This window comes from Arthrobacter sp. 05L421 (assembly GCF_056397785.1).
Genome location: NZ_JBFTOC010000031.1, coordinates 1 through 23,718, shown reverse-complemented (window position 1 = coordinate 23,718; position 23,718 = coordinate 1). Strand labels below are relative to the sequence as shown.

Below are 23,718 nucleotides of genomic sequence, written 5' to 3'. Positions count from 1 at the left end.
AGTGACTCACGTCATGTCAGATGTCACTGTTAGCGAATCAATGGAGGTTGTGGTCTTTGTGGTCACGTTCACTGCCGGGTAGGCGCCTCACCTTGTCGGGGCAGTTTCTGCTTCTGCAGCTTGGCGTGATTTCCGCCGTTCTGCTGGCGGTCACGATGGTCTCGGTGACTCAGTCACGGGCGGAGTTCGTCGAAGTCCGCGGGCAGAGGATGTTGGCGATCGCAGAAAATCTGGCGTCGACGCCGCTGGTCCGGGACGATATCACTGCGCCTCAGGCCTCCATCATGCTGGCGCCGGACGTGGACAAGTCCCGTGCCCTCTCTGGTGCGTCGGTGGTCGCCGTGACCGACGCGAGGGGGACCGTCATTGCGTCCTCGGATCCGCAAACAGTGGGGGACACTTTGGACCTGGCCGCGGACCGGTCACCTCTTGGACGGTCGTGGACCGGCGACCTGACGCTGGGCGGCCGGCAGACCATTGGGGCCCGGGTCCCGGTCCTTCAAGCAGACGGAACCGTCAACGGTGTCGCCCTGGTGGCCGACGAATACCCTCCCTACGGCAGCGCACTGGCCGCAGCCGTGCCGGATCTTATGCTCTTCCTCGGGATGGGAGCCGCGCTGGGCCTTGCCGGCTCCTGGCTCTTGTCACGTCTCATCCGCAGACGCACCAGAGGGCTGGAGCCGGACGAGATCGCCGAACTGGCAGACAACCGTGAAGCGCTCCTCTACAGCATCCGCGAAGGCGTGATCGGCGTCGGACTGGACGGCAAAATCACCCTGCTGAACCAGACTGCGACCGACTTGCTGGGACTCCCGCCCGACGCCGCCGGGACGCCCGTCAAGGAGTTGCCGCTGGACGGGCACCTCCAAGGCCTGCTGCTCGAGACCACGAACGGTGAGGAAACGATGGCTGTTAGCGGATCGCGACTCCTCGTGCTCAACCGACGCACGGTCGGAAGCCGCGGCCGCCCGATGGGAACTGTCACTACCCTGCGTGACCGGACCGAACTGGCCGAATTGGAAAGCCGGCTCGCAGCGAACCAGAGCATCACTGAAACGCTCCGCGCCCAGACGCACGAGTTCCTAAACCAGCTCCATACCGTGTCGGGTCTGGTCCAGCTGGGCGAATTTGCGGAAGTAAGGACCTTTATCGGGACTCTGACCCGGCGCCGCGCGGAGATAAACGACGAAATAGCCCAGCGCATCAAGGACCCCTCCGTCGCCGCACTGCTCGTGGCCAAAACAAGCCTCGCCGCCGAATCCGGCATCGAACTTCGACTTTCCGGCGAATCATGTCTCGGTCCGCTGGAGCCCTCTCTGGCAGCCGACGCCATCACCGTCCTAGGGAACTTCATCGACAACGCGGTCGATGCCATCGCCGGCCTTACCGACGTCACGGTCCTCGTCGACGTCAGCGACAATGATTCAATGATCACCATCCGAGTTAGTGACCCGGGACCTGGGGTGCCCGAGGATCTCGAGCAGCGCATCTTCACCCGCGGGTTCAGCACCAAACCGGCACCGGCGTCCGGGCGTGGCGTGGGCCTGGCCCTGGTCCGCCTCGTATGTTCCAAACGGCACGGCTCCGTTGCGGTCCACAACGACGCCGGGGCCGTCTTCGAAGCCACGCTTCCCTACGCCACCGTGGTCCATGATTGACGTTCTCGTCGTCGAGGACGACTTCATGGTGGCCCGGATACACACCCGATTCGTTGAGCAGACTCCTGGCTTCCGTGTTGTTGGAACCGCATCCACCGGCAAGGACGCACGGGAAGCTGTCCAGGAGCTTCGCCCGGACCTGGTGCTCCTCGACGTGCACCTGCCCGACATCAGCGGCCTTGACCTGCTCCGCGAGCTCCGCGCGGCACGGGTGCCCGTCGGCGTCATCATCATCACCGCTGCCACGGAAGCTCACAGTGTCCGCGATGCCCTCGAAGGCGGCGCAGCCCACTACATCGTCAAACCCTTCGAATATGAAGACCTGGCCGCCCAGCTTCGACGATTCCAGGAACGCCACGATGCGTTAAACCGGGCCAAAGCGACGGGTCAGGAAGACATCAACAAGATCTTCGGATATTCAGCCCGGCCATTGGCCGAGGTCATCCACCGCCTGCCTAAGGGTTTGAGCACCGAAACGGCCACGCTCGTCGCGGCGTCGCTCGAGGGTGGTGGCGAAATTTCCGCCTCCGACTGCGCGGACACTACCGGGCTCTCTCGCGTAAGCGTAAGACGCTATCTCGAATATTTTGTCGAAACGGGTCAGGCTGCCGTCCGTCTGGAGTACGGCCGCGCAGGACGCCCGGAGAGAAAATACCGGCGTCACTGAGCGGTGATTGGAGCAGAACATATCGGCCGCTATCGATGCGGGTATGCACCTACAGCGAGACGTCCCGCCGGCCGATCCGATGCCCAGTCAGTGATCTTCGTCGTCGAAGGCCTGCCCTGCCCGTGATGGGAAACGGTGGCGGCCCAAGACGGGAACGGGCGGTCAAGTGACTATCCGTTAAGTTGAGGCGCAGAACTGCCTCGGCTGGGCTGAGAACGATGAACGAATTCTACCGCCGGTGCAATGAATGTGTAAGCGTCGATGTGCTGGCCGAAATCATGATTGTCGTCGACGACGAAAGCCGCCACACGGCCGTCGGCGCCCCCGTTTGAGGGCTCCCAGTCGAAGCAACAACCCAGCGTTTAGGACGTCTCGGGACCTTAGCCCCTATTGTTCGTGTTCGGACGGTCAAGACTTGAGGTGAGAGACCGCGTCCCTCCAAGGTGCTCTAGCAGCTGTTGGAGGTGGCTGGGCGTCCTCGGCCGCCTCCAGGCGGCGGAGCATCCCGGGACCCGGCCGTCGACGCCGTAGTGCAGTGACTGACCCCGATTGTAGCGTGGCTCGTCCGCCGCAACTTCCGAGGAGAGCAATGCCCCGACTCCACCCGCCGCCACTGCGCGAACACCCCGTCGTGACGAGGTTCCGGGAGAAGCGTGCCGAGCACCCGCAACTAAGGATCGCCGATGCAATCACCGGCTTTGCCGGATCGATGCCTTTCGTTTACGTCCATGTGGTCGTCTTCGCCGGGTGGATGCTGTTCGTCGAGAAGAGCCCGTGGCCGACGCTGACCCTCGTCGTTTCGCTGGAGTCGATCTTCTTGTCGACCTTCATCATGATTGGGCAGAACAGGGCATCCGCCTTCCAGCAGGAAAAGGCTGATCACGACTTCCTCGAGCAGGAAACCGAACTTAAGAACAACACGGAGCTCACCCGCGAGACCCACAAGCTCATGACGGAGCTGCATAGACGTGTGATCGGTCAGGGATGACCGCCGTCTATGGCCCGGAGAGCGCCGCCCCGACTACCCAGAGTCCCCTGGCAGCTCGCGGCGTGCGTTGGCTGCGGATGGGGCGACACGGCGGCATGCCACACGCGGCTTCGCCGTCGTCAACCCGGCCGTCAGCGCCGTTGCGCAGACCGTGCCCACCAAGCCGGCAGAACGCCGCGGGGCCTCGTTCGTGCAGATCCGACACCGGTTGGATCGGGATTTTCATAGCCGGGACGGTGCTCGCCTGGGCGGGCATCGCGGCCATCCGCTGGATCCGCGTCCTGCGACGGTCGGAACCTCCGGGCCGCGCCGTTTCGCCGGCGGGCCATCCAGCCTTGATCGTGAACCCCCGCAGCGGCGGCGGCAAGGCCGATCGCCTCGGCTTGGTCAACGAATGCCGGGCCCGCGGCATTGAAGTGCTCATTTTGGAACCGGGGCAGGACCTGACCGGACTGGCCGAGGCCGCAGTGGCCCGCGGCGCCGACGTGCTCGGCATGGCAGGCGGGGACGGCTCGCTTGGGTTGGTCGCGGACGTGGCCGCCCGGCACGCTGTGCCCATGGTCGTGGTGCCCGCCGGCACCTTCAACCACCTAGCCATGGATCTCGGTCTCGACCGCGGCGATGTTATCGGGGCGCTCGAGGCCTTCGGAGTGGCGGTGGAACGTCGCATCGACCTCGGGCAGGTCAACGGCCGGGTGTTCGTCAACAACGTCTCGCTCGGGCTGTACGCGCAGATCGTCCGCTCTCCCGAATACCGAAATGAAAAGGCGGACACCACCCTGAGCATGCTGCCGACCATGCTGGGGCCTGGGAGCCGACCCTTCGACCTGCGCTTCACCGGTCCGGCGGGGGAGCGGTACACCGGCGCGCACGTCGTCCAGGTCTCGAACAACCCGTATGGCCGCACGCCCGCTACCCTCGCCAATCGGCCGCGACTCGACGGCGGCCACCTCGGGGTGATCGCCCTCAAGCTCCCGGACGATCCAGCAGAAGCACGGCGCCAGTTGGCCGCGGCCAGCAGGCACCCGGAGACGTTTCCCGGCTCCGTCGCCTGGGAGCCCTCGACGTTTGAGGTGGATTCGGGTGGGCCGATCGACGTCGGAATGGACGGGGAGGCACTCCGTATCGCCGCCCCACTGCGGTTCACCATTCGGCCGGGCGCGCTGCGGATCCGCCTTCCCCGAGAGACCCGGCTCTCACCGGCGGCCCGCCCGCTCCCGGCCCGCTCGACTCTTCGGGACTTACTGCGCAGCTGGCTCGGCCGTTGGTTGGAGCTACGGCCGCCGCGGCCGCGTACCACCCCGCATTAACGTGGGTGCCAGCGTCGACTGTCGTGACTGCGCCAAGGCCCTGGTGGAGCACATAAGGTGTCGCGTCTATGGCTCACAGCAAGGCCCGCGGGAGACCGAGGCTGTCAACGGGCCGTGCAAGCACGGTCAAAAGGACTTTCGGCCCTGAACGGATGCGCAGGCAAAGTTGCAGCAGGACGTAAAGGGCGCGGGGGACTCTTTGCAGAAGGGCACGGATCAGCTGCGCGAGGCCGCCGAGGCGAACCAGGGAAAGGTCGCCGCGTGGTGGAACGACGTGCAGACCAGCTGGGACGACCAGATCGCGTCGGTCCGGCGCGACATTGAGTCCTCGAGAGCAGAGCACGACCTCAAGGCCGCGCAGCGATATGCAGACGACGCCGAGGAAGACGCCAAGTTCGCGATCGCGTACGCCTGTTGGGCGGTAGAGGAGGCCGAGTACAGGGTGCTCGACGCCGTGTTGGCTCGAAAGGACGCCGACAGTATGTGAGGGGACGGCAGTCGGGCTGGACCGTGGTCCTGTTCGTTCTGGCTAGGGTGGGTGGGCCAATGAGGAAAGGACGAGGCTCAGGGGTTTTCCTGTCCCCGGCGGTGTGCATTTTCACCTGGTTACTTTCGCCCAGTCGTCTTTAGCGCCGACAGGTGCGACGTAGCGTGCTTGTCGGCTCTCGAGTTCCATGTTCCGGGGATTTTTTGAAGATCTCTTTTCCGGAATCTTTGTTTACCGGTGGCTTGGGGGAGGGCTGGTTCTCGTTTGTCCGGCCAATCGGGGTGCTGTACGGTGTCCACACCGGAGTGAGTTACTGCCGTTGCTGCTTTGTGGCTCGCTCCTTGCCTGCTTCCCACGCAGGCAGATCCCCGGAAACCCGGGGATCTTCCTGCCTCAACTCACGCAGGCAGTGCTGTCACACCGTGGGCGCGATGTTCTGGTTCAACCGGAAGAGATTGGTGGGGTCGTATTCGTTCTTCAGTTCCACGAGCCGCCGGTATGTATCCGCCGGGTACGACGCCCGGACGAGCGTCGTATTCGCTTCCCCTGTGAAATTCACGTAGGCCGCCACGTCCGGACCGAGCGCGGACGTCACGCCTCGGGCCCATTCGACGACATCCGCGAAGCCTTCCGCCGTCGGCGTGCGCGCAATAACATTGACGATGAATTCTTGGTCGCGGAGTGCGAAGGCCGTTGCTTCGGCAGGAACCCGGCCGACCGCGCCGCCTAGGTGGTGCACGTGAATTTCCGTCATGGCGTTGGGCGATGCTGCAAACGAGTCCAGCAGCACGCGCACGGACGCGTCGTCGGCGGCGCGCAGAAATGCCGAGCGGAAATAGTTGTGCACGCCCCGCGGGTACAGCGGATCGAGCGCCTGCTGCCACCCCGCGTACGGGTTGGCCGCAAACACATCGGCGATGACCGTGCCCAATGACCGGAAGGGCGCGGTGGCGGCCTCGCCGGCATCGAGATCGCCGGACCAGCACCCTCCCACAGCGATGACGGGCTTGCCGTGCACTGATTCTGGCAGGAACGGGACCGGCGGCGCCGTGGTCATGTTGACCAGCGTGGTCAGCTCATCGGGGGCCGCCGCGCATGCCGCCCGATAGCCGCGCAACACCTGCTCTGCCTCTTCTGCGGGGTAGAAAACCAGGCCGGAAAGGACGATGGGCCCCACTTCGTGCAATTGATAGTCGAAGGACGTCACCACACCGAAATTGCCGCCGCCGCCGCGCAGTCCCCAAAACAAATCGGGGTGCTCGTCGGCACTGGCGTGAATAAACTGCCCGTCAGCGGTGACGACGTCGGCCCCGACCAGGTTGTCGCTTGCCAGCCCGTGCTTGCGCACGAGCCAGCCGATGCCGCCGCCGGTGGTGAAGCCGGCGATGCCGGTCGAGGACACCAGACCGCCGGTCACCGCAAGCCCGAATTGCTGGGTCTCTGCGTCCACGTCCCTCCAGGTACACCCTGCCTGTGCCGCCACCCGGCGGCGGGCAGGATCCACCTGGACCCCCTTCATCAGCGAAAGGTCCAGCACGATACCGTCGTCTACCGTGGAAAACCCGGGGATCGAATGGCCACCACCGCGAACCGACAACGGCAACCCCTCGCTGCGCGCGAAATCGACCGTGCGGATCACATCTGCCACACCTGCACAGCGTGCGATGAGCGTTGGACGGCGGTCGTGGGCCCCGTTCCAGATGCTGCGTTCGTGGTCGTAGTCGGCGTCCCCTGGCCGGACGACCGTGCCGCGCAGGCCGGCGGCGAACTCGGCTATGGTGGCCTCGCCGATGCGGGTCGGCCTAGTCTGCGTCGTTGTCACGATGCGTTCCTCCTGATTGCTGTTTGCTTGTCAGATCCATTTGTCAGATCCAGGAATAACGCTAGGGAACCGTCCTCAACGAGCACTCAACGTCGTCTCAACATCGTCATCGGAGTCCCGCCTACGCAGTGCGGCCAGCCGCCGACCGGCGATGAGGCATCTCGTTCGGTCGAAAATCGCCCCAGCCCTGTCAATTTCGCGGGCCGCCCGATGCGGGTCGCCGAGCTCGTTGGATAGCTCTGCCACCATCAACCGTTGCCAGCCAGCGTGTCGCCGCCATGGGGCGACCTTTTCCGCTGCCTGCCTGTACATTTCTCTCGCTGCCCGGACCTCCCCGGAGATCAGTTCGGCGGCACCGAGAATGGTCAGCGTGGCGCCCTTCCCCACCTGATCTCCCGCGGACTCGAACCCTGAAAGACAACGCCGAGCGTCTGTCAGGCCGCGGTCGATTTCACCGCCCATGGCGCGGAGCAGGGCGATATTAATCTCCGTCAGCAGCTCGCCGCGTCGGTCGCCCAGGCCGAGTCGAAGCTCCCGCGCCAAGGACAGGGCCTCATCGGCCGCGCTGTGGTCGCCACAGTCGCGCAGAATGCAGCCAAGTTGGTGAAGTGTTTGCGCCCTAGCCAGGTCATCTCCTAACTCGGCGAAATGTTCGGCTGCGTCCGTGATGACGGATAGCGCAGACTGCGTGTCTCTCGAAAGCCTGGCCGCGTAGCCGATCGCGGACAGCACGTAGCCTTTGGCCTGGATGACGCCAACCCGCCGGCCCAACAGCAGGGTCTCCTCGACGCAGGGGACCAACCGTCCGGCGATCGGGACCAGTTGCAGGCTGGGCGTGATCACCGGCAGGAAGGGTGGAGCGCTGGTCTCAGACTGTGCGAGTTCGCTCAGGCAGGTGTTTAGGTGACGGGTGGCGAGTGGTCCGTCCTCCCGGGACAACGCGCACTGGCCGAGCAGCCAACTGCTGGCAGCGCAATGTTCGGGTCTGCCACCCTCGACTGCCTCTGTGTGAACGTCGGCTGCCAGCTGTTCGGCCTCGTCCAAGTCGAAAGTGCTCCAGGCGAGCGAGGTCTCAATGAGCCGGGCCATCGCCACCTCGTCGGGGTTGCCGATCTCCCGCATAATTGCCAGGGCCTCCGCGCCGAACGCCCGATGTCGATCGCCCCGGCCCTGCCGGCTGTCCAGCCCGGTCAGGCCGATCAGAGCGGCCGCGCGAGGCCGGGTCGAGTCGGGAGCCACCGCCAAAGCACGCTCGACCCAACGTGCTCCCTCGACCGCATGACCGCGGACGAACCAGAACCGCCACAAGCTGGCGGCGAGCCGGAGCGCGGTCTCGGGCTCGCGGGCGCACGACCAGCGCAGCGCAGCGCGCAGGTTGTCGTGCTCGCGGTCGAGTAACTTCGGCTGTTCGATGACCACCCCCGTGGCCCGTTCCGGATTGTGGGATTCGGCGACGGCAAGGAAATAGGCGCAATGCGCGGCCGCCAGTTGAGCCGCCTCACCTGCATGATCGAGATTCTCTTGGCCAAACTGGCGGACTGTCTCCAATTGCCGGTATCGGGTCCCGGCGCCCCTCCTTTCGGTGATCACCAAAGACTTGTCCACCAGCTTGGCCAACAGGTCAAGCAGTTCGATCTGCTGGAGGGCCGCGTCGGCGCAGACTGCTACCACAGCGTCGAGGGTGAAACCACCCGCGAACACAGACAGCCGGCGCAGCAGAACCTGCTCCTGTTTGGTGAGCAGTTCGTGGCTCCATTCCAAGGTGCCACGCAGCGTCTGGTGCCGCGTGACGCCGCTGGTTCCCCCGCCGAGCATGGACAAAGCATCGCCCAATCTCTGGACGATCTCGGCGGGTTCGAGTACGGCCGTTCTGGCCGCGGCCAATTCCAGGGCCAGCGGCATCCCGTCGAGCCGTCGGCACAACTCTGTCACCCCCCGCGCGTTGTCGGCGTCGAGCGCGAAACCCGGCCGGACCTGCGCTGCCCGCTCAATGAATAGCCGGACAGAGGGCAGACGGCCCAGCACGGCCAGGTCGAGAGCGTCGGTCCGCAGGGGCGGGGGAAGGGGCAATGACGGCACCCGGTAGGTGTACTCCCCGTCGACATGGAGTGGCTCCCGGCTGGTAGCCAGCACCTTAACCCCAGGGGATCCGTCAAGTAGCGCGACGACGAGTTGCGCACAGGCCGCGAGCAGGTGTTCGCAGTTGTCCAGCACGAGGAGCAGCGAGCGTCGCCGCAGTTGGTCGACCAGCGCTTGCACGCGGCTTGGTGCCGCGCCGGAATCCAACCCGAGGACCTCGGCTACGGCATCGGCCACCAGCAGCGACTCCCCAACGGACGCGAGGTCGACGAACCAGACTCCGTCCACGTACTCGGGACGAACTGTCTTCGCAGCCTCCAATGCCAGTCGTGTCTTGCCGCTGCCGCCAGCCCCGGTGAGGGTGAGCAGGCGAGAATGGCCCATCAGCCGCTTGACGTCAGCGAGCTCACGCTCGCGCCCGATGAAGCTTGTCAACGGGGATGGCAGATAACCGATGGCATCGTCTTTGCCGGTCACGCCGGCGGGCTGGTGGAGGCGCTCCTCGGGCGGCGAGCCGGTCAACAACTCGCGAAACAGCCCCATCGTCCGGGTGTCCGGGTCGGTCCCGAACGCGTCCAGGAGTTCGTCGACCAGCCGCTCATATCGTGCCAATGCCTCCGACCGCCGGCCCATTCCAGCCAGCACCTCCATCTGCGCGCGCACGGCTCCCTCGTGGACGGGATCGGATTCGAGCGCATGGGTGAGGATGACCAGCGCTTCCTCCGGTGCGCGCTGCGCCACCGTGGACGCCAGTTTCACCAGTACCTCGCGATGGATTTCCCGGAGCTCATCGCGGCGTGTCGTCAGCCAATCCGCATCCGGCAGCTCCGGCAGAAGATCACCACTGTACATGTCGGCCGCATCGCGCAGGCTTGCCTCGACACCTGCAGCCAACGCTGCCACGGCCGAACGCTCAAACTGCAGAACATCGACGTCGACCGGGCCCATGTCATCCAGCACGACCACTTCACCGCGGATGGCGAGCAGCCCGTCGCTGCCGGCTCCAGCGCCAGCGAGCGCACGGCGAGCGACGTACAGGGTCTGATGCAGATTCCGTGCGGCGGTCACCGGCTCCATGTCAGGCCACAGGCGGTCCAGTACCTGCTCGCGACGGCCACGCTGACCACGCGCCAACGCCAGCATCGCCACCACGGCCTTTGCCTTCTGCAGCCGCCAGCGGCTGTTCTCGACGGCGTTCCCGTTGACGTACACGATGAACGAGCCGAGAAGCTGGATGCGCAACCCGCTTCGGGTAGGCTTCATGGTTCTTCAGTATCCGCTCGCCAACCGGCGTTGTCGAACAACGAAATTTCACACACGCTCGCTGCCTTGGCGCACTCTGTGAGCGGCCATCACTAGCAAGCAAACCACTTCCATGACGACACGGCCACGTGGTGACCTTCCGTGAACGCCCCGGCGCCACGAGCTTCCTGAGAACCCGCTCCTGAGGGGATGTCAGCTATCGGGGCGGCCATGCAGCTGCAGCGAGATTGGGCGGGCGGTCCGGCCTGCCGATCTGAGACTCAGTCCGCAAGGGAAGTTTGTCGCCGTGAACCTCGAAGTGGCCCCCGGGCTTGCTGATAGCGCACGTCGCGCACAGGCGTCTTCCCGCATCTCGTTCTTGGTCGGGGAGAGGTGGGCGGGCGTTTGTCTGGCCAAGGTTGGGTGGACATTGTCCACACCGATGTAACGTGATGCCGTAGAACACCGGTGGCCCTCCTGCCCTGGTCCAGGCAGAGCCGGAAAGATGAGGCGATGAACACTCCTCCGTACCTGCGCTGGGACGAATCGGGCCAGCAGCAGCTCCTCGCCCGGGCCGAAGCGCTGCTCCAGCGGCGCGGACGGTGCCTGCTCGGAATAGCAGGGGCGCCCGGTGCCGGAAAATCAACGATCGCCGAATGGCTGCTGAAGCACCTGCTCACCGGCCATCCCCGGCAGGTCGCCCTGGTCCCCATGGACGGGTATCACCTGGCGCAGTCGCTGCTCGAGTCCCGCGGGCTGGAACATCGCAAGGGCGCTCCGGACACCTTCGACGGTGCCGGGTACGTCGCGTTGCTCCGCCGGCTGCGCTCAGAAGCCTCGCGGGAGATCTTCGCACCGGTCTTCCGCCGCGACGTCAACGACGCGATCGCCGGGGCCATCGCCGTCCCGCCGGAAACACGCCTGATTATCACCGAGGGAAACTATCTGCTTCTTGAAGAGGCCCCGTGGAACGAGGTCGCATCCCTCCTGGATGAAACCTGGTTCGTGGAACTCGAACAGGGCGAACGCCTGCGCCGGCTCACCGCCCGGCACCTGAAGTTCGACAACGACGCCGCCATCGCCGAATGGCGTGCAACCGGCAATGACGAACGCAATGCCCGCCTGGTAGCAGCAGGAAGCCAGCGGAGCACACTGGTGATCGAGCACACACCGGAGACCGTCTCGGCGCCCGGCCGCGAGTAAGCGGCTGGAAACCGAGCCGCCAGCTTCATAGTGCCTGGTCGGGACGGCGCCTACTTCGCCAGGGGCGGTTAGATGAGCTTCGACGGGCTGACCAGGACGTAATCGGTCGCCCCGGTTTCGGTCAAGGCCAAAGCGTTGCTCGAGGAGCTGGTGTGCCGTGCCGGTCCCTGAGCGCCCTGAACAATAGTGTGGGGTTGCGGTGCGTGCCTCGGTGATCAGGTACCAGCTGGTCTAGAGGCGCTAGAGCCCTCTAGACGGACTTGCGCCGACCGCCCGCCAACCGGCCGGCGCCTCTTCCGGTCGATTCGGGCGCCCCTGACCTGTCAGGATTTCCACCCCTGAGGCGGGGCAACGGAGCGGGCCTACACTCGAATGCATTCATGATCAGTGAAAAGAGTGTAGGCCCCGTGCGTATGCGGCAAAAGGATGCCTGCTACCTGCCAGGGCGGCCAGGAACTGCAGTTGATTCCGGTCGCGAACGTCGGTCAGCGGCGCGGGCTATTCGTAGCGTAGGGAGTCGATCGGGTTTTGCCGCGCGGCCCGCCAGGCAGGGAGAGTTCCGGCGATGAACGCGATGGCCATCACCAGGAGGATTACTCCCGCGACGGGGCCGGGGGCGAAAGCGAGGATGTGGAGTCCGGCCAGATCGCTGAGGGGTCCTCGGGCGAGGGCGCCGCTGACCGCGGTGCCAAGTCCGATGGCGGCGGCCGAACCGATGGCGCTTCCCAGGAATCCGATGAACGCGGCCTCGGTGCTGAACAGCGCGAAGACGGATCCGCTGCCCATGCCCATGGCTTTCATGAGCCCGATTTCCCGGGTGCGTTCCTGCACGGACATCAGCAGGGTATTCACGATCCCGAAGCCCGCGGCGACCAAGGCGATGATGGCGAACGCATCCAGGACGCCGATGATCCCATTGATGACGGTCTTTACGGTGCCGATCCGGTCATCGAGGGTCTGGGCGGTGTAACCGGCGGCAGCGAGCCTGGCCTTCATGTCGCTGACCTGTGCAGCCGAGGACGGGGCGAAGGTGGCCGTCACGTTCGCCCATGCAGTTTTTGTGGCCGCGGGGGCGCCGGTGCTCTGAGCGTCTGCGAGCGTGGTTGTGAGGGATTTGTTGATGAAGGCACCGCCGCCGCCAAGCAGGGCGCTCTGTTCAACACCGGTGATGCGGGCAGTGACCGGGTGCATGGTTCCGTTCGCGTCGGTGATGCCGATTGTGGCGTCCTGGCCGAGGGCCTGGTTGTTGTCCGCGAAGCCCAGCGGTGCTACGTAGCTGGCAGGGAGGATGAGTTGCGGTTCGGTGCCCGAGTCGTCAAGGGCTGTGCCTGCGGCGAGTTGGGGCTGTGCCCCGGCGAGGGGGCTGACGGAAAGCTGGTACTTGTCGTGGCCGTTCCATTGGATGTAGTCCGGGTTCAGCCGGGTGACCGGGCTGACGCCGGTGATGCCCGGGATGGCGCCGATCGTGGTCAGGTCGGACTGGCCCAGGGCCACCTGGGTGGAGCCGGGCCGGCCCCCCGCCGCGAGGGTCCGGACGCTGGCATCGTATTTTTTCGGCCCGGTGCCGGGATTGCCGCTGGTGTCGGCCTTGCTGACAGTGAAGGAGTTACTGGAGCCGACGGCGGCGATCTGACTGTCTATGTAGTTCGAGATGCCGGTGCCCAGGCCGTTCGTGATGGTCAGCGTGAAGGCGCCGACGAAGATGGCAAGGATGGTCAGCGACGTGCGCAGTTTGCTCCGGAAGCTGTTCGTCATGGCGGTCTTCAGGATTTCGAGCGGTTTCATGCCGCGTGCTCCTCGTCGGTAGTGATCAGCAGGCCGTCGCGAATGTAGAGGCGGCGGTTGAAGCGGGCGGCCAGGTCGTGGTCGTGGGTGACCGTGATCAGGGTGATGCCGTGGTTGGTGTTGAGGTCGAACAGGATGTCCTCGACGATGCGCCCGGTGGCGGTGTCCAGGTTTCCGGTGGGTTCGTCGGCAAAGAGGACCTGAGGGTTGTTGACCAGGGCCCGGGCGATCACGACGCGTTGTTTCTGGCCGCCAGAGAGGTTGCCGGCCTTGTTGCGGGCCTTGTCGGCCAGTTCGAGCTGTTCCAGGACGGCCATTCCGCGGGCCCGCCGTTCGCGGGCGCCGACACCGGCGATCTTCAGCGGCAGCACCACGTTCTCCAGCACGCTGGCGGCGGAGTTGAGGAAGAACTGTTGGAACACGAAGCCGAACATCGAATTCCGCAGTGCATTAAGCTTGCGCCCGTTCAGGGTTTTCGCGTCGGTCCCGTCGACGTGGATCTCGCCGCCGCCGGGAGTATCCAGTAGCGCGAGAAGGTGCATCAGGGTCGATTTACCCGAGCCGCTCTTGCCTACTATCGCCACGGAATCGCCGCGGGCGATCTCCATGGTGACGCCTTTGAGGGCATCGAAGCGGTCAGGGCCTCGACCGTAGGTCTTGGTCAGGTCATGGGCGGACAGGATTGGCACAGACATGGGGTTCCAATCAGGAGTCGGAATATTAAGAGGTCACGGACGCGGGCAGGGCGAAGTCGGGTTGGCGAGTGCCCCGGAGGGTGTTGTCAGAATCCGGGCGGCAGCAGCCCGGTGGAGATCCGCGCAGCGGCGTCGAGGATGTCCTCTTCGCCGGCATCGAGATCTCGGGCCGCCATGCCCGTCATGTTAATGATGAGCAACGAAAAACGTACCCGGAGCTGGTCTTCGACGCTGGCGTCCGGCGGGGTCAGAATGGAGAACAGTTCACTGACGACGGCGGCCATCCCGCCAGGCTGTCCGGGTTCTCCCCGGATGTCGCGGACCAGGCGGTAGTTGGCGCCAAGGAAGCGGAACATCCGCAGTCCCTGGTTGTGCATGATGGCGGTCCAGCGGGCGAGCACCTCACGGCGCAGATCCGGGCCAGCATCCTGGGCCCGCGCCCATTCCACCAAGGTGGTGACCTCGGCCAGCATGGTCTCGATCAGCGCCCGGACAATAGCTTCCTTGCTGGTGAAGTGGTAATACAGGGCCGCCTTGGTGATCCCCAGCTGCTCAGAGATCTGCCGCATCGACGTCGACTCATACCCTTGGTCGGCGAACAGACGCAGCGCCACGGACTGGATCTTCTCCCGTGTCCCGCCCGCACCTTCCGGCGCACCCACTGCTGGTTCACTCATCTGTCCGACCACTGCCTTACGTCTAGGAATACTGCCATCCGGACCGGGTTGATAACTGACCGGCCGGTAAGTGCCATACTAACCGTGCGGTAAGTACGCCGCAAAACAACCTCCGGAGGACATGCGGCATGGACGTTGAGACCCAGCTCGGGCGGCCCCGACTTTCGCCCCGACAGATCGTCACCGCCATGAGCGGGCTGATCATCGCGATGCTGAACAGCGTCCACATCAAGGACATCGGGGCCGCCACGGGCACCAGCACATTTGCCCGGAACATGGGCGGATCGCTGGGGATCTCGGTGCTCGGCTCGATCTATGCCAGCCGCCTGGCCGACACGATGGGTAGCCCTGGCGCCGGTGGACCGCACCGGAGCGGCCAGATCACCCCCGCCGCGCTGCACTCGTTGCCGGCCGAGATCCAGGACCTCTTCAAATATGCCGTCACCGACGGCATCCGGAACGCGTACCTCTGGGCGTCGATCATCGCCGCGGCCGGCTTCGTCCTGGCCTGGTTCATCAAACAGGTCCCGCTACGCGGATACGGCCCCACACCCGCCCAGAATGCCGAAGCAGTCGCCGAAGAACTCGCCGTCAAACCTCACCCCCGGCAGGCGACGCCCCGGTGAAAAGGAAGGCACCGCCCCCTTCCGCGGCCATGGCTGGGTACACCGGCGGGCACGGGCGCCGCGATCTTTGGGACGGTGCTCCTGCCCTGCACTTTCCGTCGAGCCTGTACCTCGGCCGTCTCCGCCAGGGCTTCATGGCCATCCGGGAGGCACCTACGTACGATGATCGAAGACCCGGAATCCGGTGCGGATGACCTCGCCGGTGGACGTGGTTGGCCGCGGAGGAGCATCGTCCATGCATATTGCTTTTATTTGCCTGCCGGCCGCAGGCCACGTGAATCCGACGCTGCCGGTCGTGGCCGAGCTTGTCCGGCGGGGCCACCGTGTCACATATGCAACCTCGGCGACGTACGCGGAGGCTGTCGAGTCCGCCGGCGCCAACTTCTTTAAGTGCGGGGAGGACCTGGCCGCGCAGTTTCCGCGGATCGGTCCGTCAGCTGAGGACGGCCACGCGGCACGTCCAGGGAAGGGAATGCGGGCCGGATCAGGCTCCGGGATGATGTCAGTCCTGCTGGCGCGGCTGCTCGAGGGGGCGAGGGAGGAATTCCCGGCCCTGCTGGCCCGGCTGGCCATGGACCTCCCGGACGTGGTGTGTTACGACGCCATGACCCTGGCAGGGAAGATGGCCGCGGTGAAGCTTGCCCTGCCCGACGTTGCGCTGCTGCCGAGCTATGCCTCCAACGAACATTTCTCGATGCGGGAGCTGATGCCCGCCGGTGCGCCGGCGGAAATGCTCGCGGCGTGGAAACAGGTCCGCCGGCAGATCGATGACTTCGCCGCCGAGCAGGGCTTGGCCCAATTCAACTTCTTGGAAGGGCCGCCCGCTTCGTTGAACATCTGCTTCATCCCACGGGAATTTCAGCCCGCAGGGGAGACCTTTGACGCCAGATTCGAGTTTGTGGGACCTAGCCTGGGTCAAAGAGCCCTCGAGGAGGCCTGGGAGCCTCGCACGAAGGACAGGCCACTGGTATTCATTTCGCTGGGCACCACACCGTTGAATGACCGCCCGGATTTTTTCCGGATGTGTCTGGAGGCATTTGCCGCCACGCAGTGGCAGGTGGCCATGGCCGTTGGCGACCGGATCAATGTCTCCGAGCTGGGGGAAATACCGGACAACGTCGAAGTCCGCGCGTTCTTTCCGCAGCTGGATGTCCTGAGCCATGCCGACGTGTTCCTCTCGCACACGGGGATGAATTCCACCATGGAGGCACTCTACTTCGGGGTGCCTTTGGTGGCCTTTCCCCTGCAGCCGGAACAGGAAGCCAATGCACGCCGCGTTGAGGACCTGGGACTGGGACGCCGACTCGTCGCGGAATCGCTCTCACCGGGCCTGATCCGCACGGTCGTTGCTGAAGTCAGTGACGACCAACATATACGGCGCAACCTGGAAACCATGAGCGAACGCGTCCGCGGGGCCGGGGGATCGACTGCAGCCGCAGACGCCATCGAAGCCTATCTGTCGGCCGTGGAACACGTGACATAGGTATATGAAGAATCTGCCGGGCGGCAGAACGGAGTCGTTAAGGCTTCGGGCGGCGTGGGGGCAGGTGTTTCCGAGCAGTGCCGCCACGGTCCGCTGACATCTTCTTTGCCGGTGAGGTCGCGGAATTTTTGATCACCCGCACCAACTAATCCCTGGGCCCTCGGAGGTGCAGGTAAGTTCACAAAAGAGACCTACACACTTACATTTAGGTAATTAGTTCAAGTAACAGACTGAGCCTGTTTGTTATGAGAGGCATTCATGTCCATTGCAATAACAGGCGCCACAGGGCGCTACGGCCGTAATGCGATCGACGCACTACTCCGCCGGGGAGTTCCCGCCGACCAGATCGTCGCCATTGGACGCAACAGCGAAAAGCTCGCCGGGCTCTCCGCCTTGGGGGTCGTGGCCCGCAGGGCTGATTATGGAGATCCGATGGCTCTTGACGCAGCCTTGGTGGGCGTCGACAAGGTACTTCTCGTCTCCGGCAACGAGGTTGGTGCCCGGCTGCAGCAGCACCGGAACGTTGTTGATGCTGCGGTCCGGGCGGGAGTCCATCTGATTGCGTACACGAGTGCGCCGAAAGCCGACACCAGCCCCCTGTTGGTGGCGCCGGACCACAAGGCTACCGAAGCCTATATCCGGGACTCCGGGCTGCCCTTCGTGTTCCTGCGTAATTCCTGGTACCTCGCGAACTACACCGACATGGCTGCCTCTTACGTGGACAGTGCTGTCGTCCCTGGCGCGGCCGGTGACGGCCGGGTCAGCGCCGCAACCCATGCAGACTACGCCGACGCCGCCGCGTCAGTACTTACAGGGGCCGGGCACGCAAATGCCGTGTACGAACTCGGCGGTGATGAGGCCTTCACCATGACGGAGTTCGCGCGGGCCCTGTCTGAGGCAAGCGGAAAGGACGTCGAGTATCAAGACATGCCCAAGGATGAATACGTTCGCTTGCTGCAGACATTTGGATTTCCGCGGGAGGTTGCGGAGGTCTTTGCGGACGGTGATCTGGGCGTAGCCAGGGGCGACCTTTATGTCGAAACCGGCGACTTGGGGCGGCTGATAGGGCGTCCGACGACCACCATGCAGGCTGCCGTCGCCGCGGCCCTTGGCGGCTGAGTACCAGTCAATAGTAGCAACCGCGCCAATCCAAGCCGGAACCCCTGGGAAAGGCTCGTCATGTCCTTGATGATGCTCTCGAGCATCGGGTAGGGCTGGGCGAACGGCTCCGGTTTGGTGACAACCGGTGCCCTGCCGGCTCGGACAGCCGCCACGGCTCCTCTCAGTCCTCGCCCTTCCTGTTCCTTCCGGTCACGCCGTGGTCACTGTCGCGATTGTCCAACCTTGGCGAGGCAGTTTTGCGGGCCGGGTATGCGCGATTCCAGGATTCCCGTATCTGTATCGGATTTTCTCGCAGACCCGGTGCGGGCGAATGGTGTCGCGGTGGGGGACCGGTCTACGGGATTAAAGACTCTCAGCCTGTTCTCAGCCCGAGGAGGGACATTAGAAACCGGGCGCGAAGAGCCGACGCGAGTCGGCCACGGACCCGCAGGCTCCGGCCGCACGCTTCCCTCAACCGGCGTGCGGCCGGCATCATGTGTAGCTATGCAACCCGGCCGGTACCCACCTCCAGGGTCCGACCTTGAATCAGAGCGACAGCTTCGTGATTTTCACCGAGGGCAGGCTCTGGACCACTCGCGTTTCGGGGCCTAGACAATACGGGCCGGTAACGCATCCGCGGTGCGTTGTTGCCGGCCCATGACGCATGGAACGACCGGGGGACCGGTCGGAATGCTTCCTTGCCCGTAGACGGGACCGCCGCCACCGATGAAAGAGTGGGTGATGTCGCGGTGGCCAACATAGGCAACCCATACGACTATCCCAGGGTCCTCGCGCAGGATCTCCAGCTGGACGTTGTCACTGGCCGGGGCGAGCCCGGCCAACGCCCAGGTGTGCAGTGGGCTGACGGCCATCGGTCGTGGCTGTACTGGATTCTGTACGGGAGCTGAGAGCGGGACGCGGTCGCGTTGGCGGTGATCAACTGTTGGACCATCCTTGAACCATGAACGCCGAGCCCAATGCGGGTCCTAAAACCTACCGGCGAAGACAGTGGGGGGTCCGCAAGCGCGCAACGGCGTCGGCCGTCGGTGTCGTTGCCCTGGCGCTGCTGATCGGCGGCGTCGCGCTGATAGCCTCGCTCCAAGGGTCGCTGATCGGCTCAACTGAGTCAGCCGCCCGGCAGGAGGCCCAGGAAGTCATCGTCCACCTGCGGGACCAGGATGTCGGGGATGCAGGCGGGTACGTTGCCGGCACGGTGCACGCGGGACAGATCGTTCAAATCCTGAACCCGGTCGGGGCGGTCGTGGCCGCGCAGGTGCCCGGTGCGGGTGAGAAGCCGCTGACGACCCTGCGACCGGCCCCGGACCAGATTCTGACGGAGGATGTCACCGGAGTAGAGGGCCTCCGCGACCCCGGCGAGTTTCTGATCGTAGCGACGGCTGTCCGGCTGAACGACGGGCCTTACACCGTGGTCGTTGCGTCCCGGGTACAGGTCCTGGCGGAGACGGTGGCTACCGTTTCCTGGTACCTGCTCGGCGCCGCGCCGCTGCTGCTGCTGGTGGTCGGTGTCTTGGTTTGGCAGCTGGTGGGCCGGTCCCTGCAGCAGGTCGAAAGGATTCGTGGGCAGGTCGCCAGCATCGACGGGGAACGGCTGAACGAAAGAGTCGACGTTCCGCAGACCAAGGACGAGATTCAGTCCCTGGCGCTGACGATGAACACCATGCTGGAACGGTTGCAGTCCTCGGACAGTGCTCAGCGCCGGTTCATTTCGGACGCCAGCCACGAACTCCGCGGCCCCGTGGCAACCCTGCGTGCCGGGGTGGAGGTCGCAGCCGCGGACCCGTCGGGGAAGTCCTGGCACGAAAGGAGGAACATCTTGTTCGAAGAAACCTCTCGTTTGCACTTGCTCGTTGAAGATCTTCTGGCCCTCGCCAAGGCCCATGACGGAGGTTTCCGGCTCAACGAGGAGGACGTTGACCTCGACGACGTCGTGGACCGCGAAACCCGCAGGCTCCGCAAGACAAGTGCTCACGTCATCACGGCGGACCTGACGCCCGTCCGGATCAGGGGAGACGCGCGCCGGGTGGGACAGGTTCTTCGGAACGTGCTGGACAACGCGGACCGGCACGCCGTCTCTCGGATCCACATCAGCCTGAACCCAGGTGAAGGCGGCGCCGGCGCAGTCATTACCGTGGACAACGACGGCGGCCCGGTGCCCGAGGCGGACCGGCAACGGGTCTTTGAGCGGTTTGTCCGGCTCGATGCCAGCGGGTCGCGGGAAGGTGGCGGAAGCGGGCTGGGGTTGGCCATTGCTGCCGGAATCATGTCAGCCCACCACGGCTCCATCCATGCCACCGAGAGCCCGCTGGGCCACTGCCGCTTCGCGATGGTGTTTCCCGGACCCAAAGAGGTGGGGCCCGGCGCTCCAACGTCCCGGCGGCCCCGGGGAGAGCCGTCCGGCGGCTCCGGGTCGACACTGAGCATGTAGCCCGTCCCCCGGACCGTGGTCAGCGTCTGGAGGCCGATGGCAACGTCAATCTTGCGTCAGAGGGCCGATGTAGACATCCACCACGTGTCCCCGCCCTCGAGAGCGGGGTCCCACCTGTTGTCGAGTATTTCCGGCGTCGTTGCGATTTTCCTGGAGCGCAGATTCTGGAAGTCCGGTCCTGAGGCCTGCGGGGCCGGGCCTGGTCCCGATCTGGATCTGGTCACGAATCTGCGGTCGTTCCTGGATTCGCCGGAGACGTACCTCTGGCATCTCTAATAGCGAAGGTGCGGACACTTCGGAAAATGACAGAACGCCGGCTGTGGATTATTGATTCGCGACCCCTCGGAATCCTTCGTTTCTGAGAGCGACAGCGGCGACGACCGACAGTGCTTGGTGTGCAAGGTCTTCTTCAGCGTCAGCGCGTCGTGGTCCGATGCACGCGTCTGCTGATTCGAAGTCCCAGGCGGCGACGGTGCGGGGGGATGCTCGCGGCCGGCACCGGACGGCTGATGAGGTACCCCTGCGCTGTTCGTCAGCCCTGCCTGCGCTGGATCTCCAGCCGGCCGGGACGTTCAACACCTTCGGCCGTGCTCACCAGACCGAGGCTGTTCAGGGCCGTGACGAGGGTGCCGACAATGCTTTCGGCGAACGGGTCGGTATCGATGTCCCGGATGAAAAACTTGTCGATCTTGACAGCCGTGAGGGGCAAATGCCGCAGCAGGGCAACGGACGAGTTCGCCATCCCGTAGTCGTCCAGTGCCACGCCGTGCCCGGCGTCGATGAGTCCCCGAAGTTGATCTCCGGCCGGAGGCCGGGAAGCATGAACCGGTCATATGGACTCTGGTTACGCACAGGAAGCCGGGCTAATATCCGGCTATCACTCCGTTTTGAAAAGGAGAATCCCTTGTCCGCAGAATCGATAAGGAACGTCGTTCCGGTGAGGCACGACCTGCCGACCGCTGCGGGCTGCGGCGTCCAGAACCCTCCGCTGCCGCTTGCCGGGGCCATCGGTCATGGGGCCGGGCGTCGCCTGAATGGTCGCGACGGTGGTTCAATCCTGCGGCCAATGCCTTGGGTTGCGGTCTGATGTCTACAGATCAAGTGCCCACAACACGGCGCCCTTCTGGCCCGGGACAGGGTAAGTCCACGTACTCCGTCGAGGCCGAGACACTGATCAACGCCCGAAGCTCCACTGTCTGGGACATCATCACTGATGCACGGAATTACACCGTCTGGGAATCCGGCATCACCCACATCCGGGGCGAATTGCGCAACGGGGGCACCATCAGAATCCGCACCCACACCGGAGGGAACCGCACTTTCCGGCTGCGCGTCCAGCAGATGCCCAGCGAGGTGATGACCTGGACCCGGGGACTGCCCCTGGGCTTGCTTACCGGGGTGCGTACCTTCACGCTTGAACCCCTGGGCGGCATGACGCACCTGCGCGTAAAGGAAGAGTTCACTGGCCCGCTTTGCGGGCTGCTGCTCTGGGAGTTCGTGTCCGACACACAGCAGGCTTTCATCGATTACGTTGACGCCGTCAGGAAACGTGCCGAAATCCTCGGCCGACACCTTCAAACCACGGGGTCATAAGCACCACCGAAGCGGCGGCACCGTCCAAGAGAGCCTTACGCCGCCTGAAAGTACTCCGAGCCATGCTCTGCGACGGCACCTCTAATGGCGGTCTGACGTTTCGACACCGGTTGTCGGCGGGATTGGTCGTTGCCATGCTCGTTTCAGCCGCCGCGCTGACGTTGCCGTCTTAGGAGGGGCGCTGGCGGAGCATCTTACGACGCCGACAGTTGCGGCAATTGTGACCACTTTGATTGTGAAGGCGTTGTGCTCGCTGTCCTATTCGGACTCCCTGCTCACTGCTTCGCGAAGCTAATCAATGATCGAGAATCTTTCCTCGCTGCTCAGATTCTCGCGTTCTGGTTCGCGTTTGAGAGTCTCTCTCTTCGCGTCGTCGATCTGCTTTTTCCCGGTTGGCGATCACCAGTTTCGGTTCTTCAGGGCCCGCGGACGACGGCGTGGGTGTAGTTTCCGTCCTGGAGGTCCGCTGGGCGATGGATCCGTCCGGCAGAGTGACGGTGGTCAGAACTCCCCTGGAGGGGACGTTCTTCGGGGCCGGCGTCAGGGTGACGTCCGGTTCGGCGTGGGCCGCCTTGTGTCAGGGCATGGAGCGCGGGCCCAGGTCCTCCAGCTTGTAGCCATCAGGGTACACCGAACTGCCGGATGTCCCCGAGGTGAAGGAAGGCCTGGTGGAAATCGGGCGGGCGCGAGTGATGATGGCGCGGATTTTCAGGAGCGCACGGAACACGCGGCGGAGCCAGGCCGGTGCGGGTTTCAGGCCGAGTGCCGGGACGATTTCCGGTTTGTCCATGAGCAGGGCAATGACCGCCGTGACTCTACTCTTCAGCGGTCCTGGCAGGCGGACCGCCAGGGCCGCGGCAGTAGCGTTGAGCAGTTCGGCGCCTTCCGGGCTGGCCGCAAGATTTCGGGACTCGTAGTCATCCATGAAAGCCGCCGCTTCGGCGAACGTCGCGGGTACCGGCTCCAGTCCCATCCGGGCGCCCAGCTCCGTGTAAAACTCCAGGGCGGCGTCCCGCTCCGTGTCCGTCAGTTCCCGCCAGCCGTGGGCGTCGATCCAGCGCAGTGGGATAACCAGCAAAGTCATTAGGGGGTACAGGAAGTCGTCCCCGCTTCCGGGTACGTTTTGATGGACCCGGCGGAGCAGATCCAGCATCTTTTGGCCGCGGTCGCTGTCGAAGCCGTTCACGATGAGTTCGTGAATGACGATGCCGGTGTCGTAGGAGCGCTTCATCGGCCGTGCTGCAGTCTCACCGCGGGAGGCCAGGGTCCTGGCGATGGAGGGGATTGCGAAGTTCCGGTAGTAGGCGATGAAGAAGCCAGCCCGAATTTCGGTCGCAAAGGTGTAGAGCACCATGTCCCGATAGAGCTGTGCGCTGTCAGTGGCCGGCGCGGCAGCGCCTTCTCGGCGTGAGCGATGGGTGAGCATGGAAAGTCTTTCTGCCGAGAACCTCAAGATGTCCGTTCCAGGTCAAGTTTATGTTCCACGGCGAGCAGGTAGGCGCGCTCATCGGGGGTGAGTGCGGAGGCCGCGCCCATGGCCAGGTCAAAGTCCCAGATCTCCACTGAGCCATCACGTGGCGAAAAAGTGATCGCGTCGCTGGACAACCAGACAGCAACGATGAGCCTTGGTCAATTTAGCGTGGAGTCGAAATTCATCAAGGTCTATTTGACGTGATTTGGCCCGGGGGAAGGACTCATGAACGTCGATGGCTTCTCTGCACTTTTCAAGTGCACCGCGCTGGCAGACGGCCGCCGCTCCTGCCCGTCATCATGAAGATGAAACAGGCCGAGAGGACCACGAGCGGAGCAGACGCGGAGAGGGCCCGGACGCGGCGCGGATCGTCACTGGCTTTGCA

18 protein-coding genes and 1 pseudogene are annotated in these 23,718 nt (G+C 64.6%); 11 read left to right on the top strand and 8 right to left on the bottom strand.

All coding sequences use genetic code 11. The features are described 5' to 3' along the window. Positions 1–92: 92 nt before the first annotated feature. From AC1DKQ_RS21000 to AC1DKQ_RS20980, 5 genes are all read left to right on the top strand, one after another. Positions 93–1,658, top strand: coding sequence for a sensor histidine kinase (locus AC1DKQ_RS21000; protein WP_476920095.1), 1,566 nt, complete (start codon positions 93–95; stop codon positions 1,656–1,658). Then, entirely contained in the window at positions 1,651–2,325 is a 675-nt protein-coding gene (locus tag AC1DKQ_RS20995) for a response regulator (protein WP_476883446.1), read from the top strand. Before AC1DKQ_RS21000 ends, AC1DKQ_RS20995 begins: the two co-directional genes overlap by 8 nt. Before the next feature lie 589 nt (positions 2,326–2,914). Further along, a complete protein-coding gene (locus AC1DKQ_RS20990) occupies positions 2,915–3,313 on the top strand; it encodes a DUF1003 domain-containing protein (protein ID WP_476883447.1) in 399 nt (132 codons plus the stop codon). A 341-nt stretch (positions 3,314–3,654) separates the two neighbouring features. Continuing rightward, positions 3,655–4,623, top strand: coding sequence for a diacylglycerol/lipid kinase family protein (locus AC1DKQ_RS20985; protein WP_476883448.1), 969 nt, complete (start codon positions 3,655–3,657; stop codon positions 4,621–4,623). Positions 4,624–4,789: 166 nt separating this feature from the next. Next, the gene (locus AC1DKQ_RS20980) at positions 4,790–5,110 is read left to right on the top strand and encodes a hypothetical protein (protein ID WP_476883449.1); all 321 of its coding nucleotides are present in this window, start codon (positions 4,790–4,792) and stop codon (positions 5,108–5,110) included. Positions 5,111–5,525: 415 nt separating this feature from the next. Here AC1DKQ_RS20980 and AC1DKQ_RS20975 read toward each other — a convergent pair whose 3' ends face one another. Together AC1DKQ_RS20975 and AC1DKQ_RS20970 are read right to left on the bottom strand one after the other, a co-directional pair. Then, a complete protein-coding gene (locus AC1DKQ_RS20975) occupies positions 5,526–6,932 on the bottom strand; it encodes an FAD-binding oxidoreductase (protein WP_476920094.1) in 1,407 nt (468 codons plus the stop codon). Between the two features lie 75 nt (positions 6,933–7,007). Then, the gene (locus tag AC1DKQ_RS20970; RefSeq protein ID WP_476920093.1) at positions 7,008–10,274 is read right to left on the bottom strand and encodes an ATP-binding protein; all 3,267 of its coding nucleotides are present in this window, start codon (positions 10,272–10,274) and stop codon (positions 7,008–7,010) included. A 492-nt stretch (positions 10,275–10,766) separates the two neighbouring features. Between AC1DKQ_RS20970 and AC1DKQ_RS20965 the strand changes: the two genes are divergently transcribed. Continuing rightward, complete coding sequence (locus AC1DKQ_RS20965) at positions 10,767–11,456, top strand: nucleoside/nucleotide kinase family protein (RefSeq protein WP_476920092.1); 690 nt, start codon at positions 10,767–10,769, stop codon at positions 11,454–11,456. A gap of 498 nt (positions 11,457–11,954) precedes the next feature. On the opposite strand, the gene AC1DKQ_RS20960 is transcribed toward AC1DKQ_RS20965, so the two are convergent. From AC1DKQ_RS20960 to AC1DKQ_RS20950, 3 genes are all read right to left on the bottom strand, one after another. Then, positions 11,955–13,241, bottom strand: a complete 1,287-nt coding sequence (locus tag AC1DKQ_RS20960; RefSeq protein WP_476920091.1) for an ABC transporter permease — start codon at positions 13,239–13,241, stop codon at positions 11,955–11,957. Then, positions 13,238–13,936 carry an ABC transporter ATP-binding protein gene (locus AC1DKQ_RS20955; RefSeq protein WP_476920090.1) on the bottom strand — a complete coding sequence of 233 codons (699 nt, stop codon included), beginning with the start codon at positions 13,934–13,936 and terminating at the stop codon, positions 13,238–13,240. Before AC1DKQ_RS20955 ends, AC1DKQ_RS20960 begins: the two co-directional genes overlap by 4 nt. An 86-nt stretch (positions 13,937–14,022) precedes the next feature. Further along, positions 14,023–14,613, bottom strand: a complete 591-nt coding sequence (locus tag AC1DKQ_RS20950; RefSeq protein WP_476883455.1) for a TetR/AcrR family transcriptional regulator — start codon at positions 14,611–14,613, stop codon at positions 14,023–14,025. A gap of 128 nt (positions 14,614–14,741) precedes the next feature. On the opposite strand from AC1DKQ_RS20950, the gene AC1DKQ_RS20945 reads away from it, so the two are divergent. From AC1DKQ_RS20945 to AC1DKQ_RS20935, 3 genes are all read left to right on the top strand, one after another. Further along, the gene (locus tag AC1DKQ_RS20945) at positions 14,742–15,239 is read left to right on the top strand and encodes a hypothetical protein (RefSeq protein ID WP_476920089.1); all 498 of its coding nucleotides are present in this window, start codon (positions 14,742–14,744) and stop codon (positions 15,237–15,239) included. Between the two features lie 235 nt (positions 15,240–15,474). Next, positions 15,475–16,722 (top strand): macrolide family glycosyltransferase, encoded by a 1,248-nt coding sequence (locus AC1DKQ_RS20940; RefSeq protein WP_476920088.1) that lies wholly within the window; start codon positions 15,475–15,477, stop codon positions 16,720–16,722. Positions 16,723–16,980: 258 nt separating this feature from the next. After that, on the top strand, positions 16,981–17,841 hold the full coding sequence (locus AC1DKQ_RS20935) for an SDR family oxidoreductase (protein ID WP_476920087.1): 861 nt from the start codon (positions 16,981–16,983) through the stop codon (positions 17,839–17,841). Positions 17,842–18,431: 590 nt separating this feature from the next. Here AC1DKQ_RS20935 and AC1DKQ_RS20930 read toward each other — a convergent pair. Beyond that, positions 18,432–18,695, bottom strand: coding sequence for a hypothetical protein (locus AC1DKQ_RS20930; RefSeq protein ID WP_476920086.1), 264 nt, complete (start codon positions 18,693–18,695; stop codon positions 18,432–18,434). Between the two features lie 89 nt (positions 18,696–18,784). Between AC1DKQ_RS20930 and AC1DKQ_RS20925 the strand changes: the two genes are divergently transcribed. Next, a complete protein-coding gene (locus tag AC1DKQ_RS20925) occupies positions 18,785–20,269 on the top strand; it encodes a HAMP domain-containing sensor histidine kinase (protein WP_476920085.1) in 1,485 nt (494 codons plus the stop codon). 532 nt (positions 20,270–20,801) lie between these two features. Here AC1DKQ_RS20925 and AC1DKQ_RS20920 read toward each other — a convergent pair. After that, positions 20,802–21,053: pseudogene (locus AC1DKQ_RS20920) on the bottom strand (EAL domain-containing protein); the annotation flags it as partial. Positions 21,054–21,355: 302 nt separating this feature from the next. On the opposite strand from AC1DKQ_RS20920, the gene AC1DKQ_RS20915 reads away from it, so the two are divergent. Further along, positions 21,356–21,862 (top strand): SRPBCC domain-containing protein, encoded by a 507-nt coding sequence (locus AC1DKQ_RS20915; RefSeq protein ID WP_476920084.1) that lies wholly within the window; start codon positions 21,356–21,358, stop codon positions 21,860–21,862. 577 nt (positions 21,863–22,439) lie between these two features. Here the strand turns inward: AC1DKQ_RS20915 and AC1DKQ_RS20910 are convergent. Continuing rightward, complete coding sequence (locus AC1DKQ_RS20910; protein ID WP_476883463.1) at positions 22,440–23,288, bottom strand: oxygenase MpaB family protein; 849 nt, start codon at positions 23,286–23,288, stop codon at positions 22,440–22,442. Positions 23,289–23,718 lie beyond the last annotated feature (430 nt).

What these genes read in the sequence shown, in the direction of transcription:
- AC1DKQ_RS20940 (WP_476920088.1), top strand. Translation starts at nt 15,475, where the DNA reads ATGCATATTGCTTTTATTTGCCTGCCGGCCGCAGGCCACGTGAATCCG.
- AC1DKQ_RS20995 (WP_476883446.1), top strand. Translation starts at nt 1,651, where the DNA reads ATGATTGACGTTCTCGTCGTCGAGGACGACTTCATGGTGGCCCGGATA.
- AC1DKQ_RS20935 (WP_476920087.1), top strand. Translation starts at nt 16,981, where the DNA reads ATGTCCATTGCAATAACAGGCGCCACAGGGCGCTACGGCCGTAATGCG.
- AC1DKQ_RS20925 (WP_476920085.1), top strand. Translation starts at nt 18,785, where the DNA reads ATGAACGCCGAGCCCAATGCGGGTCCTAAAACCTACCGGCGAAGACAG.
- AC1DKQ_RS20915 (WP_476920084.1), top strand. Translation starts at nt 21,356, where the DNA reads ATGTCTACAGATCAAGTGCCCACAACACGGCGCCCTTCTGGCCCGGGA.
- AC1DKQ_RS20910 (WP_476883463.1), bottom strand. Translation starts at nt 23,288, where the DNA reads ATGCTCACCCATCGCTCACGCCGAGAAGGCGCTGCCGCGCCGGCCACT.
- AC1DKQ_RS20990 (WP_476883447.1), top strand. Translation starts at nt 2,915, where the DNA reads ATGCCCCGACTCCACCCGCCGCCACTGCGCGAACACCCCGTCGTGACG.
- AC1DKQ_RS20965 (WP_476920092.1), top strand. Translation starts at nt 10,767, where the DNA reads ATGAACACTCCTCCGTACCTGCGCTGGGACGAATCGGGCCAGCAGCAG.
- AC1DKQ_RS20950 (WP_476883455.1), bottom strand. Translation starts at nt 14,613, where the DNA reads ATGAGTGAACCAGCAGTGGGTGCGCCGGAAGGTGCGGGCGGGACACGG.
- AC1DKQ_RS20960 (WP_476920091.1), bottom strand. Translation starts at nt 13,241, where the DNA reads ATGAAACCGCTCGAAATCCTGAAGACCGCCATGACGAACAGCTTCCGG.
- AC1DKQ_RS20970 (WP_476920093.1), bottom strand. Translation starts at nt 10,274, where the DNA reads ATGAAGCCTACCCGAAGCGGGTTGCGCATCCAGCTTCTCGGCTCGTTC.
- AC1DKQ_RS20945 (WP_476920089.1), top strand. Translation starts at nt 14,742, where the DNA reads ATGGACGTTGAGACCCAGCTCGGGCGGCCCCGACTTTCGCCCCGACAG.
- AC1DKQ_RS20955 (WP_476920090.1), bottom strand. Translation starts at nt 13,936, where the DNA reads ATGTCTGTGCCAATCCTGTCCGCCCATGACCTGACCAAGACCTACGGT.
- AC1DKQ_RS20930 (WP_476920086.1), bottom strand. Translation starts at nt 18,695, where the DNA reads ATGGCCGTCAGCCCACTGCACACCTGGGCGTTGGCCGGGCTCGCCCCG.